This is a genomic window from Kitasatospora herbaricolor (genome assembly GCF_030813695.1).
In the GTDB taxonomy this organism is placed as follows: domain Bacteria; phylum Actinomycetota; class Actinomycetes; order Streptomycetales; family Streptomycetaceae; genus Kitasatospora; species Kitasatospora herbaricolor.
Genome location: NZ_JAUSVA010000002.1, coordinates 1,864,018 through 1,879,567, shown reverse-complemented (window position 1 = coordinate 1,879,567; position 15,550 = coordinate 1,864,018). Strand labels below are relative to the sequence as shown.

Here is a 15,550-nt window from a genome sequence, read left to right as displayed (position 1 = left end):
GCCGGCGAAATTCGCTGGCCGCTGTCGGCGCCGTGCGCTACGTTGTTCTCAGTCCGAGAATGACTCGGGGTGGAGGGGGCGGACGGGCCGAGCGGCCGGTCCGGAGGAGAGGAGCCGGCCATGCCCGAGAACCAGCCGTACGACCAGGCGGCCGAGCAGGAGTGGCTGGCCTCCTACGACCCGCACGCCTACACCCCGGTCGCGGTCACGGTGGACGTGGTCGCGCTCACCCTGCGGCAGGGCAGCCTGCACGTTCTGCTGGTCGAGCGCGCCGCCCCGCCGTACCAGGGGTGCTGGGCCCTGCCGGGCGGATTCCTGCGTGCCGGGCAGGAGGGGCTCGCCGAGGCCGCCGCCCGCGAGCTGGCGGAGGAGACCGGTCTGCTGGGCACGGCCGACGCCGAGGCCGCCCTCTCCCGGGTGCACCTGGAGCAGCTCGGCAGCTACGGGGCCCCGGAGCGTGACCCGAGGATGCACGTCGTCTCGGTCGCGTACCTCGCCTTCGCCCCGGACCTGCCCGACCCGCGGGCCGGTACCGACGCGGCAGCCGCCGCCTGGCACCCGGTTTCCTCGCTCGACCTCCGGCCGGCGGCCGGTCACCAGCCGGCCGGCGCGCCCGCCGAAACCCACGGGGGTGGATTCGACGGGCACGCCGGCGTCACGGTCGGGCCCGGCTCCGACGGCACCGCGCCGCCGGAGCCGGACCGCCCCAGGACGGCCCTGGCCTTCGACCACGCCACGATCCTCGCCGACGGCCTGGACCGCGCCCGCGCCAAGATCGAGTACAGCCCGCTGGCGACGGCCTTCCTCCGGCACGACTTCACCATCCCAGAGCTGCGCGCCGTCTACGAGGCGGTCTGGGACGAGAAGCTCCACCCCGGCAACTTCCACCGCAAGGTGCTGTCCGTCCCCGGCTTCGTCGAGAGCACGGGCACCACCGCCGAGCGCGGCGGCAGCCGGGGCGGACCGCGGGCGCGCAACTACCGCTCGGGGGACGCCGCCCTGCTGCACCCCGCCCTGCTCCGCCCCGCCCACGAGGACGAGATCCGGTGAGCGGCCCGCGCGCGGCCCGTCCGCCGGCCGGCCCGCGGACCTTCGCCGAGGCGCTCGCCGCCGTCGGTGCGGCCCGCGGCCCGGAGGACGTCTTCCCCGCCGAGCAGACGGCCGCGGCCCGCCGCTACCGCCGCCTGGCCCGGCTGCTCCACCCGGACACCGCGCCCGCCGCCCACCGCGACGAGGCGGGCTCGGCCTTCGCCGCCCTCGCCCTGCTCTGGCAACTGCACCAGGGCGGCGGGTCGCCCACCGCCGAGCCCGTCCTGACCACCACCCGCCACCTGTACCGGCTGGGCCCCACCGTGGCCACCGGGGACATCACCGTCCTGCGGGCCGCCCGCTGCGAGCCCCGGCCCGCCTACCGGGGTCCCGCCCTGGACGCCGTGCTCAAGATCCCCCGGGCGGCCGCCGACAACGACCTGCTGGAGCGCGAGGCCACCGCCCTCACCCGGCTCACCACCCACGGGGACGGCCGCCACCACGCCTACGCACCCACCCTGCTGGAGAGCTTCCGCCACCACGACGAGGCCGACCCGGGCGCCGAGCCCCGCCGGGTCAACGCCCTCGTCCGACTGGACGGATTCCACCCGCTGACCGACGTCCGCCACGCCTACCCCGAGGGGCTCGACCCGCGCGACGCCGCCTGGATCTGGCGCCGGCTGCTGGTCGCCCTCGGCTACGCCCACCGGGCGGGCGTGCGCCACGGCGCGGTGCTGCCCGAGCACGTGCTGGTCCACCCGGCGCAGCACGGGCTGGTGCTGGTCGACTGGTGCTACGCGAGCACCGGCGAGCACGCCCCGGCCCCGGCCCTGGTCGAGCGTCACCGTGCCTGGTACCCGCCCGAGGTGCCGGCCCGTCGGCCGGTCACCGAGGCCACCGACATCCACCTCGCGAGCCGCTGCGTCGAGCAGCTGATGGGGGAGCGGGCGCCCAAGGCGCTGCGCGCCTTCATCGCCGGCTGCACCCTGCCGGCCGAGGCCCGCCGCCCGCACGACGCCTGGCGGCTGCTGGCCGAGCTGGACGAAGTACTGGAGCGGCTGTACGGCCCCCGCACCTTCCGGCCGTTCCATCTGCCCCCGACCCCGCCCGCACCCGCGTAGCCCGTCCCCGGGGAGACCCGCCGGCGTCCGGACATCCGCCCCGACGTCACCCGCCCCTACGCCCCGCCACCCGCCGCACGACCGTCCGCCACACCGCGATCCGAGGAGCACCGCCATGGGCAGTGGAAGCTGGTCCACCAACGTCTACGACGCCGCCGCGCACTACCGCGCCGCCACCGGCGCCGGAGCCTTCGACTACAGCGACCGCGCCACCAGGGGCGCCCGCGACACCTGGCAGGCCCACCCCTCGCTCGCCCCCAAGGGCCTGACCGTCCGCGAGAGCCGGGACTCCGCCGAGCACCCCGCCTCGCTCCCCATCGCCGTCCTCTTCGACGTCACGGGCTCCATGCAGTCCGTCCCGCGGGTCCTGCAGACCAAGCTCCCCGAGCTCTTCGGCCTGCTGCTGCGCAAGGGGTACACCGAGCACCCGCAGATCCTGTTCGGGGCCGTCGGCGACGCCACCTGCGACCGGGTCCCGCTGCAGCTCGGCCAGTTCGAGTCCGACAACCGGATGGACGACGACCTCGGCAACATCCTGCTGGAGGGCGGTGGCGGCGGGCAGATGACCGAGTCGTACGAGCTCGCCATGTACGCCATGGCCCGGCACACCGCACTCGACAGCGTGGAGCGCCGCGGCCGTCGGGGCTACCTCTTCCTGATCGGCGACGAGAAGCCCTACGGCAAGGTCAAGGCCCGCGAGGTACGGGAGGTGCTGGGCGACGAGATCACCGAGGACATCCCGATCACCGCCGTGCTGGCCGAGCTGCGCCGCCTCTACGACGTCTACTTCATCCTCCCGGCCGGCACCGCCCACGCCGGCAGCGCCGACGTGCTGGGCACCTGGCGCAAGCTGCTCGGCCAGAACGTCATCGAGCTGGACGACCTCGGCGCCGTCTGCGAGACCATCGCGCTCACCGTCGGCCTCGGCGAGGAGGCCATCGACCTGGAGGAGGGCCTGGACGACCTCGCCGACATCGGCTCGGCCTCCGCCGCCAGCGTCGGACGGGCCCTCGGCGCGCTCGCCCGGCGCAGCACCGAGGCCGCCGTCCCCGGGACGCCGCTGCTCGACGCGGGCGACCGCGCCGCCACCGGCACCAGCCGGCTCTGACGGCGCCCGGATGACCCACCACCCCTCGGCAGCCCACCTCGGCCCCGGCGGGCCCCACCGCGCCGAGGGGCCCCAGCACCTCGACGGGCGCCGCCCGCCCGGCGGACAGCGGCCCATGGGCGGCGCGCCCGCCGGGCCGTCCACGGGCCCGGCCGCCGAGCACCTCGCCGAGCGTCAGGCCGATCACGTGATCGTCTGCGACCTCGGCTTCGGGGACGCCGGCAAGGGCACCGTCGTCGACCGGCTCTGCCGGGGCCCCCTGGGCCCCGGCGGCCGGCCGGTGCACGCCGTCGTCCGCCACAACGGCGGTGCCCAGGCCGCCCACAACGTGGTCACGAGGGACGGCCGTCACCACACCTTCGCCCAGTTCGGCTCCGGCACCCTGGCCGGCGTTCCCACCCACCTCTCCCGCTTCATGCTGGTCGACCCGCTCGCCCTGGCCGCCGAGGCCGGCCACCTCGCGCACCTCGGCGTCGCCGACCCGCTCGCCCTGCTCACCGTCGACCGCCGGGCCCTGCTCACCACCCCGTACCACGCGGCCGCCAACCGGCTCCGCGAGCAACGCCGCGGCGAGGCCCGGCACGGCTCCTGCGGCCTCGGCATCGGCGAGACCGCCCGGTACGCCCTGCTGCACCCCGCGGACGCCCCGACGGCCGCCGACTGCACCACCCCGGCCCGGCTGCTCGCCAAACTCACCCTTCTGCGTGAACGCCTCGCCGCCGAGCTCGGCCTCGTCCCCACGGACCTGCCCGCCCCGCCGCCCGCCGACTGCCTGCCCGCCTTCCAGGCCTTCGCCGACCGCGTACGGCAGACCGACGAGAGCCACCTCACCCGACTGCTGCGCACCGGCCCGGTCGTCTTCGAGGGCGCCCAGGGCGTGCTGCTCGACGAACGGCACGGCTTCCACCCCTACACCACCTGGTCCACCACCACCTTCGCCAACGCCGAGGCCCTGCTGGCGGAGTCCGGCGCCCCCGGCGCGGCCCTGCGCCTGGGCGTCCTGCGCAGCTACACCACCCGGCACGGCCCCGGCCCGCTCCCCACCGAGGACACCGCCCTCGACGTCCCCGAGCCGCACAACACCACCGGGAGCTGGCAGGGCGCCTTCCGCCTCGGCCACTTCGACGCCGTGGCCCACCGCTACGCGCTGGCCGCGGCCGGCGGCGCGGACGCCCTCGCCCTCACCCACCTCGACGCCCCGGCCCGCCACCCGGGCCTGCGCCTGTCCGAGTCCTACCAGCTCGACGGCGCCCGCCTGACCGACCTCACCACCGGCCGGCCCGGCGACCTCACCGCCCAGGCGCAGCTCACCGCCGCCCTGTTCCGCGCCCGCCCCGGCCCGCTCACCGACCCGGGGCCCGACCCCGACTCCTGGGCCGAGGCCATCGCCCACACCCTTCGGACGCCCGTCCTGATGGAGTCCTACGGCCCCACGGCGGATCACAAACTCCTCCGGGCCCTGCCCACCCCGGCCGCTACCATCCACTCCATGACCACTCACGAAGCCGCGGCCAAGGCGACGTTCGGGCCCCACTCCCACTGCCACTGGTGCGGGAGCGCCTACCCGCCCGGCACGGTGGCCTGGCCCCGGACCTGCCCGGGCTGCGCCGAGATCAGCTACCGCAACCCGCTGCCCGTGGTGGTCACCCTGCTCCCCGTCAACCTCCCGGACGGCGACCGGCAGCTGGTCGTGATCCGCCGCACCATCGAGCCCGGCTACGGCCGGCTCGCCTTCCCCGGCGGCTACATCGACTACGGGGAGAGCTGGCAGCAGGCCTGCGTCCGCGAGCTGCGCGAGGAGACCGGCATCGAGGCCGAGGCCTCGGACATCATCCTGGTGTCCACCGACTCCGACGCCTCCGGCGGGTTCCTCTGCCTCTTCGGACTGCTGCCGGCCCGCGATCTCGCGGACCTCCCGCCCTCCGTCCCCACCGACGAGACCGAAGGCTGGGAGCTCGCCACCGCCGGCACCCAGCTCGCCTTCCCCTTCCACACCCGGGTCTCGAACTCCTGGTTCACCGGGGAGTACGCCCACCTCTGACCCGCCGGTCCGGCCCTGGCGCCGGCGACGATCACGTGGCAGGGTCTGCACCGTCAGTGCCACCCGGACGGGCCCTGCCACCAGCACTCCCGTCCCCATCCTTCGGCCGGGAGACCACCACCGTGAGCACCCCACCCCAGGACCAGCCGCTCTGGCGGCCCAACCCCGCAAGCGCCGCCGCCACCAAGATCGTCGCTTTCCAGAACTGGGCCGCCGAGCACCACGGCGCCCCCGCCGCACCGCTCGCCCCCTGCACCGACGACGAGCAGGCGGCCACCCGCTACGCGGACCTGCACGCCTGGTCCACCGCGGACCTCGACCGCTTCTGGACGGCCGTCACCCAGTGGTTCGACGTCCGCTTCTCCACCGCGCCCGAGGCCGTCCTCGCCGACCGCGCGATGCCCGGCGCCCGCTGGTTCCCCGGCGCCCGCCTCAACTACGCCGAGCACGCCCTGCGCTACGGCGAGGACCAGGCCAACGCCGACAAGCCCGCGGTCCTCCACCTGGACGAGACCGCCGACCGGCCGCTCACCCTCACCTGGTCGGAGCTGCGCCGCCAGGTCGGCTCGCTCGCCGCGGCGCTGCGCGCCCGGGGCGTCGGCCCGGGCGACCGGGTCGGCGCCTACCTGCCCAACATCCCGCAGGCCGTGGTGGCCCTCCTCGCCACCGCCTCGGTCGGCGCCGTCTGGACGTCCTGCGCACCCGACTTCGGCGCCCGCAGCGTTCTGGACCGCCTCCAGCAGATCGAGCCGGCCGTCCTGTTCGCCGTCGACGGCTACCACTACGGCGGCAAGGACCACGACCGGACGGACGTCGTCGCCGAGCTTCGCCGGGAGCTCCCCACGCTGCGCGCGGTCGTGCACGTCCCGCTGCTCGGCGGCCCGGCCCCCGAGGGCGCCCTGCACTGGGACGACCTGGTCGCCGCGGACGTCGAGCCGGTCTTCGAGCAGGTCCCGTTCGACCACCCGCTCTGGGTGCTGTACTCCTCCGGCACCACGGGCCTGCCGAAGGCCATCGTCCAGAGCCAGGGCGGCATCCTGGTCGAGCACCTCAAGCAGGCGGCCCTGCACCTCGACCTCGGGCCCGAGGACCGCTTCCTCTGGTACACCTCCACCGGCTGGATGATGTGGAACTTCCTCGTCGCCGGCCTCCTGGTCGGATCCACCGTGATCACCTACGACGGCAGCCCCGGCCACCCCGACACCGGCGCCTTCTGGTCCGTCGCCGCCCGCACCCGGGCCACCGTTCTCGGCACCTCCGCCGCGTACGTGATGGCCGGCCGCAAGGCCGAGCTGCACCCGGGCCGCGACCTCGACCTGTCCGCCGTCCGCTGCATCGGCACCACCGGTTCGCCGCTCCCGCCGGACGGCTTCCGCTGGATCTACGAGGAGGTGAAGGAGGACGTCTGGCTCGCCTCGGTCAGCGGCGGCACCGACGTCTGCAGCTGCTTCGTCGGCGGCGTCCCCACCCTCCCGGTCCACCTCGGCGAGATCCAGGCGCCCTGCCTGGGCGCGGCCGTCGAGTCCTGGGACGTCCAGGGCCGCCCGCTGACCGACGCCGTCGGCGAGCTGGTCGTCACCGAGCCGCTGCCGTCCATGCCCACCGGGTTCTGGAACGACCCGGACGGCGAGCGCTACCGGGACAGCTACTTCGACATGTTCCCGGGCATCTGGCGCCACGGGGACTGGATCACCGTCACCGCGCGCGGCACCGTGGTCATCCACGGCCGGTCGGACTCCACGCTCAACCGCCAGGGGGTCCGGATGGGCTCCTCAGACATCTACGAGGTGGTCGAGCGCCTCCCGGAGATCGCCGAGTCGCTGGTCATCGGCCTGGAGGAGCCGGACGGCGGCTACTGGATGCCGCTCTTCGTGGTCCTCGCACCGGGCGCCGCCCTGGACGACGACCTGCGCGGCCGGATCCGCACCTCGCTGCGCGAACAGCTCTCCCCGCGCCATGTGCCGGACGAGGTCATCGCCGTGACCGGCCTGCCGCACACCCTGACCGGCAAGCGGATCGAGGTCCCGGTGAAGCGCCTGCTCTCCGGCACCCCCTTGGAGCGGGCCGTCAACCCCGGCTCGGTCGACAACCTGGACCACCTGCGCTTCTTCGAGCAGCTCGGCCAAGCCCGCCGCGCCTGAACGCCCGGCCGCGCGGGCCATCCGCGCACATGGTCCGCGCAGGTGATAGCCAGGTAACAAGGGGTGCAGGCAAGGAAGGGGCGCCGCCACCGTTCTCCGGTGGCGGCGCCCCTTGCCTGCTGTCCCGCGTCCGGGCTACTCGCCGGACAGCACCTGGTGCGCGGCGGCCCGCGCCTCCTCGGCGGTGTCGGTCGCCCTGGCCGCCGCGGCGGCCCGGCGGCACTGCGCCAGCGTGTACTTGGCGAGCGCCGTCCGCACGTAGGGGATCGACGCCGCGCCCATCGACAGGCTGGTCACGCCCAGCCCGGTGAGCACACAGGCGAGCATCGGGTCGGCGGCCGCCTCACCGCAGACCCCGCAGCTCTTGCCGGCGGCCTTCGCCGCATCGGCGGAGAACGCGATCAGGTCCAGCAGGGCCGGCTGCCACGGGTCCTGCAGCCGTGCCAGCGCGCCGACCTGCCGGTCCGCCGCGAAGGTGTACTGCGCGAGGTCGTTCGTCCCCAGCGACAGGAACTCCACCTCGTGCAGGATCGAGCGCGCCCGCAGGGCGGCCGAGGGGATCTCCACCATCGCGCCGAACTTCGCCTGCAGGCCCGCCTCACGGCACGCGTCGGCGAAGGCCTTGGCGTCCACCCGGTCGGCCACCATCGGGGCCATCACCTCCAGGTGGACGGGCAGACCCTCGGCCGCCTTGGCGAGCGCCCGCAGCTGGGTCTGCATGACCTCGGGGTTCTCCAGCAGCGTCCGCAGACCCCGCACGCCCAGCGCGGGGTTCGGCTCGTCGGCCGGCGTCAGGAAGTCCAGCGGCTTGTCGGCGCCCGCGTCCAGCGCCCGGACGACGACCCGGCCCTCCGGGAAGGCCTCCAGCACCTTCCGGTACGCCTCGATCTGCTTCTCCTCGGTCGGCGCCTTCGCCGAGTCGTCGAGGAAGAGGAACTCGGTCCGGAACAGGCCCACGCCCTCGGCGCCGTTCTCCAGCGCCGCCGGCAGGTCCGCCGGACCGCCCACGTTCGCCAGCAGCGGCACCCGGTGCCCGTCCGAGGTCTGCCCGGGCCCGGAGGAGGCGGACAGCGCGGCCTTGCGCTCGGCGGCCACCCGCCGCAGCTGGTCCTGCTTCTCCTGCGACGGCTCCACCAGCACGTCACCGGTGCTGCCGTCGACGGCCACCACGACGCCCTCGGCGAGGTCGGTCGCCCCGGGCAGCGCCACCACGGCCGGCACCCCCATCGCGCGCGCCAGGATCGCGCTGTGGCTGGTCGGCCCGCCCTCCTCGGTCACGAAGCCGAGCACCAGGGTCGGGTCGAGCAGCGCCGTGTCGGCCGGCGCGAGGTCCCGCGCGAACAGCACGTACGGCTCGTCGCTGTCCGGAACACCGGGCATCGGCACGCCGAGCAGCCGCGCCACGATCCGGTTCCGCACGTCGTCGAGGTCCGCCACCCGCCCGGCCAGGTACTCACCCGCGGCGGCCAGCAGGGCCCGGTACGCGGCGAACGCGTCGTAGACACCGCGCTCGGCGCTGCTGCCCACGGTGATCCTGCGCCGGACGTCGGCCATCAGCTCCGGGTCCTGGGCCATCAGGGCCTGCGCCTCCAGAACGGCCTGCGCCTCACCGCCCGCCAGGTTGCCGCGGGCGATCAGGTCCGCGGCAACCGCGTCGACGGCGGCCTGCGCGCGGGCCTGCTCACGGGGAGCGTCCTCGGTCGGGATCTGGGTCGCGGGAGGTTCGAGGACGGCCGTCCCCATGTGCCGCACCTGGCCGATGGCGACTCCGTGGCTGACACCCACGCCGCGCAGGGTCTGTTCCATGTCCAAATTCCTTTCACCCGGTCCAGTACGGACCGCTGCGCTCGGCCGGTCCTTCACCGCCGGGCAGGGCGTGTCCCTCATGAGTCAGTTCGGCGTCCGGTCCCCCGGACGCCCGGCAGCGCTGCTCCGTCCCACTCCGGTGGGAGGGGACGGAGGAGCGCTGCCCGTGTCGTGCTCGGCCGCGGCCGTGCTCAGTTCCAGACGAAGAGGTCGCCACCCGTGGCGACCTCGCCGCTCTCGGCCACCGTGCTCAGCGCGTCGGCCGAGGCCTCCAGCGCGACGATCGGCGAGATCGGCGACTTGCCGGCCGCCTCGACGGCGGCCGGGTTCCACTTGATGACCGGCTGTCCGCGCCGCACCTGGTCGCCCTTGCTCACCAGCAGCTCGAAGCCCTCGCCGTTCAGCTGGACGGTGTCGATCCCGAGGTGGGTCAGCACACCGTGTCCGTCGGCGTCCATCACGACGAAGGCGTGCGGGTGCATGGAGACGACGAGGCCGTCCACCGGAGCGACCGCCTCGGTCGGCTCACGCACCGGGTCGATGGCGGTGCCGGGACCGACCATGGCGCCGGAGAAGACAGGGTCGGGCACGGCGGCGAGCCCGACGGCGCGGCCGGCGAGCGGCGACGTCACAGTGGTCATGGTGGAGCCTCCCAAATGCGCAGTACAGCGTGCGGCCGCGGCAGCGGCAGGACATCGACTGAAGCCTAAATCATGTCAACTTCGGACATCTCATGACATACCAGCGCGCGATCGGCGGACCCTGGATCCCGGTCGCCCTGCGGTCATCACCACGGAGGGTGAGGCCAGGAGGGCGGTGGGAGACGGGCTCCGCGGCCGCAAGTGGTCTAGTCCTCTTGCTCGACGCGCCGCACTCTACGGCATTCGAGTGAGCGCAGACCATCGCTCTGAGCAGGGCCGAGGGCCTCCGGGCTGAGCCACTCGGGTGACACCCGGTGCAGCTCGATTAGGTGCTGGCCGCACGAAGGGCTATCGTTGCTCAGGTCGCCGCGAGGTGATGGTGAACTTCAGGTTTCAGACGCGAAACGCTCCGGTTAAAACCGAGTAAACGGTCTGCTAAGCTGAAAACACGAACGAAGCGCCCGGAGAGTTCACGAGAGTGGCTCGAAGGAAGTGTCCGTTCCTTGAGAACTCAACAGCGTGCCAAAAGTCAACGCCAGATATGTTGACATCCCCGGCCTCGATCTTTTGATCGGGGTTGGAGATTCCTTTAGTAACAAAACACTAGCGAGGACGCAGTGCGCGGGGCCGCCCTATTCCGGTGGTTGCCGTGCCGCTCAACGCGAGTGGCCGCTCGATTACGAGCAGACATTCACGGAGAGTTTGATCCTGGCTCAGGACGAACGCTGGCGGCGTGCTTAACACATGCAAGTCGAACGGTGAAGCCCTTCGGGGTGGATCAGTGGCGAACGGGTGAGTAACACGTGGGCAATCTGCCCTGCACTCTGGGACAAGCCCTGGAAACGGGGTCTAATACCGGATATGACCTTCCTCCGCATGGGGGTTGGTGTAAAGCTCCGGCGGTGCAGGATGAGCCCGCGGCCTATCAGCTTGTTGGTGGGGTAATGGCCTACCAAGGCGACGACGGGTAGCCGGCCTGAGAGGGCGACCGGCCACACTGGGACTGAGACACGGCCCAGACTCCTACGGGAGGCAGCAGTGGGGAATATTGCACAATGGGCGAAAGCCTGATGCAGCGACGCCGCGTGAGGGATGACGGCCTTCGGGTTGTAAACCTCTTTCAGCAGGGAAGAAGCGCAAGTGACGGTACCTGCAGAAGAAGCACCGGCTAACTACGTGCCAGCAGCCGCGGTAATACGTAGGGTGCGAGCGTTGTCCGGAATTATTGGGCGTAAAGAGCTCGTAGGCGGCCTGTCGCGTCGGATGTGAAAGCCCGGGGCTTAACCCCGGGTCTGCATTCGATACGGGCAGGCTAGAGTGTGGTAGGGGAGATCGGAATTCCTGGTGTAGCGGTGAAATGCGCAGATATCAGGAGGAACACCGGTGGCGAAGGCGGATCTCTGGGCCATTACTGACGCTGAGGAGCGAAAGCGTGGGGAGCGAACAGGATTAGATACCCTGGTAGTCCACGCCGTAAACGTTGGGAACTAGGTGTTGGCGACATTCCACGTCGTCGGTGCCGCAGCTAACGCATTAAGTTCCCCGCCTGGGGAGTACGGCCGCAAGGCTAAAACTCAAAGGAATTGACGGGGGCCCGCACAAGCAGCGGAGCATGTGGCTTAATTCGACGCAACGCGAAGAACCTTACCAAGGCTTGACATATACCGGAAACGGCCAGAGATGGTCGCCCCCTTGTGGTCGGTATACAGGTGGTGCATGGTTGTCGTCAGCTCGTGTCGTGAGATGTTGGGTTAAGTCCCGCAACGAGCGCAACCCTTGTTCTGTGTTGCCAGCATGCCTTTCGGGGTGATGGGGACTCACAGGAGACTGCCGGGGTCAACTCGGAGGAAGGTGGGGACGACGTCAAATCATCATGCCCCTTATGTCTTGGGCTGCACACGTGCTACAATGGTCGGTACAAAGGGCTGCGATGCCGCGAGGCGGAGCGAATCCCAAAAAGCCGGCCTCAGTTCGGATTGGGGTCTGCAACTCGACCCCATGAAGTTGGAGTTGCTAGTAATCGCAGATCAGCATGCTGCGGTGAATACGTTCCCGGGCCTTGTACACACCGCCCGTCACGTCACGAAAGTCGGTAACACCCGAAGCCGGTGGCCTAACCCGTAAGGGGAGGAGCCGTCGAAGGTGGGACCAGCGATTGGGACGAAGTCGTAACAAGGTAGCCGTACCGGAAGGTGCGGCTGGATCACCTCCTTTCTAAGGAGCACATGGCCGAATGCGAGCAAATGTCTCGCACGGTTGCTCATGGGTGGAACGTTGACTATTCGGCACGGTTCGGTCTCATCGACCGTAAGTACTGCGCTTCGGCGCGTGGAAAGCATCTGATGGGGTTGGGTCGTGTCGGGCACGTTGTTGGGTCCTGAGGGAACGGCCGTATGGTCGTTGCTTCAGTGCCGGTCCTACTTGATGATCCTCGTTTCGGGGGTTTGATGGTGGGTGACTGGTCGTTGTTTGAGAACTGCACAGTGGACGCGAGCATCTGTGGCCAAGTTTTTAAGGGCGCACGGTGGATGCCTTGGCACCAGGAACCGATGAAGGACGTGGGAGGCCACGATAGTCCCCGGGGAGCCGTCAACCAGGCTTTGATCCGGGGGTTTCCGAATGGGGAAACCCGGCAGTCGTCATGGGCTGTCACCCATACCTGAACACATAGGGTATGTGGAGGGAACGCGGGGAAGTGAAACATCTCAGTACCCGCAGGAAGAGAAAACAACCGTGATTCCGGGAGTAGTGGCGAGCGAAACCGGATGAGGCTAAACCTGATACGTGTGATACCCGGCAGGGGTTGCGTATGAGGGGTCGTGGGAAAGTTCTTCAGTCGTCTGCCGGCGGCTGGGTGAGTCAGAAACCGTTGGTGTAGTCGAAGGACATGCGAAAGGTCCGGCGTAGAGGGTAAGACCCCCGTAGACGAAACATCAGCGGCTCACTTGAGCTTCTCCCAAGTAGCACGGAGCCCGAGAAATTCCGTGTGAATCTGGCGGGACCACCCGCTAAGCCTAAATATTCCCTGGTGACCGATAGCGGATAGTACCGTGAGGGAATGGTGAAAAGTACCGCGGGAGCGGAGTGAAATAGTACCTGAAACCGTGTGCCTACAAGCCGTGGGAGCGTCGGACATGCAGCTTGCTGTGTGTCTCGTGACTGCGTGCCTTTTGAAGAATGAGCCTGCGAGTTTGCGGTGTGTAGCGAGGTTAACCCGTGTGGGGTAGCCGTAGCGAAAGCGAGTCCGAATAGGGCGTTTCAGTTGCATGCCCAAGACCCGAAGCGGAGTGATCTAGCCATGGGCAGGTTGAAGCGGAGGTAAGACTTCGTGGAGGACCGAACCCACCAGGGTTGAAAACCTGGGGGATGACCTGTGGTTAGGGGTGAAAGGCCAATCAAACTCCGTGATAGCTGGTTCTCCCCGAAATGCATTTAGGTGCAGCGTCACGTGTTTCTTGCCGGAGGTAGAGCACTGGATAGGCGATGGGCCTCACCAGGTTACTGACCTTAGCCAAACTCCGAATGCCGGTAAGTGAGAGCGTGGCAGTGAGACTGTGGGGGATAAGCTCCATGGTCGAGAGGGAAACAGCCCAGAACACCGACTAAGGTCCCTAAGCGTGTGCTAAGTGGGAAAGGATGTGGAGTCGCAGAGACAACCAGGAGGTTGGCTTAGAAGCAGCCACCCTTGAAAGAGTGCGTAATAGCTCACTGGTCAAGTGATTCCGCGCCGACAATGTAGCGGGGCTCAAGCACACCACCGAAGTCGTGTCATTGCAGCAACAGGGCCAACGCCTGCTGTGATGGGTAGGGGAGCGTCGTGTTCCGGGTGAAGCAGCGGAGGAATCCAGTTGTGGACGGGACACGAGTGAGAATGCAGGCATGAGTAGCGATACAAGAGTGAGAAACTCTTGCGCCGATTGACCAAGGGTTCCTGGGTCAAGCTGATCTGCCCAGGGTAAGTCGGGACCTAAGGCGAGGCCGACAGGCGTAGTCGATGGACAACGGGTTGATATTCCCGTACCCGCTTTGAAGCGCCAACGTCGAACCTCTGAATGCTAAAGCCGCGAAGCCGGCCCGGAGTCTTCGGACAATGGGACGTGGTGGAGCCGCTGACCCAACAGGGTAGTAGGTGAGCGATGGGGTGACGCAGGAAGGTAGTCCAGCCCGGGCGGTGGTTGTCCCGGGGTAAGGGTGTAGGACGTTGCGTAGGCAAATCCGCGCAACACATAGTCTGAGACCTGATGCCGAGCCGATTGTGGTGAAGTGGATGATCCTATGCTGTCGAGAAAAGCCTCTAGCGAGTTTCATGGCGGCCCGTACCCCAAACCGACTCAGGTGGTCAGGTAGAGAATACCGAGGCGTTCGGGTGAACTATGGTTAAGGAACTCGGCAAAATGCCCCCGTAACTTCGGGAGAAGGGGGGCCGGAACTGGTGATCGGATTTACTCCGTGAGCTGGGGCCGGCCGCAGAGACCAGCGAGAAGCGACTGTTTACTAAAAACACAGGTCCGTGCGAAGCCGTAAGGCGATGTATACGGACTGACGCCTGCCCGGTGCTGGAACGTTAAGGGGACCGGTTAGTCGAGATTCGTCTCGGCGAAGCTGAGAACTTAAGCGCCAGTAAACGGCGGTGGTAACTATAACCATCCTAAGGTAGCGAAATTCCTTGTCGGGTAAGTTCCGACCTGCACGAATGGCGTAACGACTTCTCGACTGTCTCAACCATAGGCCCGGTGAAATTGCATTACGAGTAAAGATGCTCGTTTCGCGCAGCAGGACGGAAAGACCCCGGGACCTTTACTATAGCTTGATATTGGTGTTCGGTTCGGCTTGTGTAGGATAGGTGGGAGACTTTGAAGCAGCCACGCCAGTGGTTGTGGAGTCGACGTTGAAATACCACTCTGGTCGTGCTGGATGTCTAACCTGGGTCCGTGATCCGGATCAGGGACAGTGTCTGGTGGGTAGTTTAACTGGGGCGGTTGCCTCCTAAAGAGTAACGGAGGCGCCCAAAGGTTCCCTCAGCCTGGTTGGCAATCAGGTGTTGAGTGTAAGTGCACAAGGGAGCTTGACTGTGAGACCGACGGGTCGAGCAGGTGCGAAAGCAGGGACTAGTGATCCGGCGGTGGCTTGTGGAAGCGCCGTCGCTCAACGGATAAAAGGTACCCCGGGGATAACAGGCTGATCTTCCCCAAGAGTCCATATCGACGGGATGGTTTGGCACCTCGATGTCGGCTCGTCGCATCCTGGGGCTGGAGTAGGTCCCAAGGGTTGGGCTGTTCGCCCATTAAAGCGGTACGCGAGCTGGGTTTAGAACGTCGTGAGACAGTTCGGTCCCTATCCGCTGTGCGCGTAGGAATATTGAGAAGGGCTGTCCCTAGTACGAGAGGACCGGGACGGACGAACCTCTGGTGTGCCAGTTGTCCTGCCAAGGGCATGGCTGGTTGGCTACGTTCGGGAGGGATAACCGCTGAAAGCATCTAAGCGGGAAGCCTGCTTCGAGATGAGTATTCCCACCTCCTTGAGAGGGTAAGGCTCCCAGTAGACGACTGGGTTGATAGGCCGGATGTGGAAGCCCTGTAAGGGGTGGAGCTGACCGGTACTAATAGGCCGAGGGCTTGTCCTCAGTTGCTCGCGTCCACTGTGTTGTTCTGAAACAACGACCC

Annotated in this window: 7 protein-coding genes and 2 rRNA genes; 7 read left to right on the top strand and 2 right to left on the bottom strand. The window is 68.8% G+C overall.

The window, feature by feature from the left end; genetic code table 11:
- Positions 1-120 precede the first annotated feature (120 nt).
- The 5 genes from J2S46_RS08540 to J2S46_RS08515 all read left to right on the top strand — a co-directional run bounded on the left by J2S46_RS08540 (position 121) and on the right by J2S46_RS08515 (position 7,440).
- The gene (locus tag J2S46_RS08540; protein ID WP_191292347.1) at positions 121-1,050 is read left to right on the top strand and encodes an NUDIX hydrolase; all 930 of its coding nucleotides are present in this window, start codon (positions 121-123) and stop codon (positions 1,048-1,050) included.
- Complete coding sequence (locus tag J2S46_RS08535) at positions 1,047-2,150, top strand: serine/threonine-protein kinase (protein ID WP_191292345.1); 1,104 nt, start codon at positions 1,047-1,049, stop codon at positions 2,148-2,150. Before J2S46_RS08540 ends, J2S46_RS08535 begins: the two co-directional genes overlap by 4 nt.
- Positions 2,151-2,265: 115 nt before the next feature.
- The gene (locus J2S46_RS08530) at positions 2,266-3,258 is read left to right on the top strand and encodes a hypothetical protein (RefSeq protein WP_191292343.1); all 993 of its coding nucleotides are present in this window, start codon (positions 2,266-2,268) and stop codon (positions 3,256-3,258) included.
- 10 nt (positions 3,259-3,268) lie between these two features.
- Positions 3,269-5,299, top strand: a complete 2,031-nt coding sequence (locus tag J2S46_RS40810) for an adenylosuccinate synthetase (protein ID WP_370882174.1) — start codon at positions 3,269-3,271, stop codon at positions 5,297-5,299.
- A gap of 122 nt (positions 5,300-5,421) precedes the next feature.
- Complete coding sequence (locus J2S46_RS08515; RefSeq protein ID WP_191292341.1) at positions 5,422-7,440, top strand: acetoacetate--CoA ligase; 2,019 nt, start codon at positions 5,422-5,424, stop codon at positions 7,438-7,440.
- A gap of 135 nt (positions 7,441-7,575) precedes the next feature.
- Here J2S46_RS08515 and ptsP read toward each other — a convergent pair whose 3' ends face one another.
- On the bottom strand, positions 7,576-9,246 hold the full coding sequence (ptsP, locus tag J2S46_RS08510; RefSeq protein ID WP_191292340.1) for a phosphoenolpyruvate--protein phosphotransferase: 1,671 nt from the start codon (positions 9,244-9,246) through the stop codon (positions 7,576-7,578).
- Positions 9,247-9,437: 191 nt separating this feature from the next.
- Positions 9,438-9,887, bottom strand: coding sequence for a PTS sugar transporter subunit IIA (locus tag J2S46_RS08505; RefSeq protein WP_190212544.1), 450 nt, complete (start codon positions 9,885-9,887; stop codon positions 9,438-9,440).
- Positions 9,888-10,577: 690 nt separating this feature from the next.
- On the opposite strand from J2S46_RS08505, the gene J2S46_RS08500 reads away from it, so the two are divergent.
- Both J2S46_RS08500 and J2S46_RS08495 read left to right on the top strand, forming a co-directional pair.
- Positions 10,578-12,101 (top strand): 16S ribosomal RNA (locus tag J2S46_RS08500).
- A gap of 287 nt (positions 12,102-12,388) precedes the next feature.
- Positions 12,389-15,510, top strand: a 23S ribosomal RNA gene (locus J2S46_RS08495).
- The 16S and 23S rRNA genes sit together here, the layout of an rRNA operon.
- Positions 15,511-15,550: the final 40 nt, after the last annotated feature.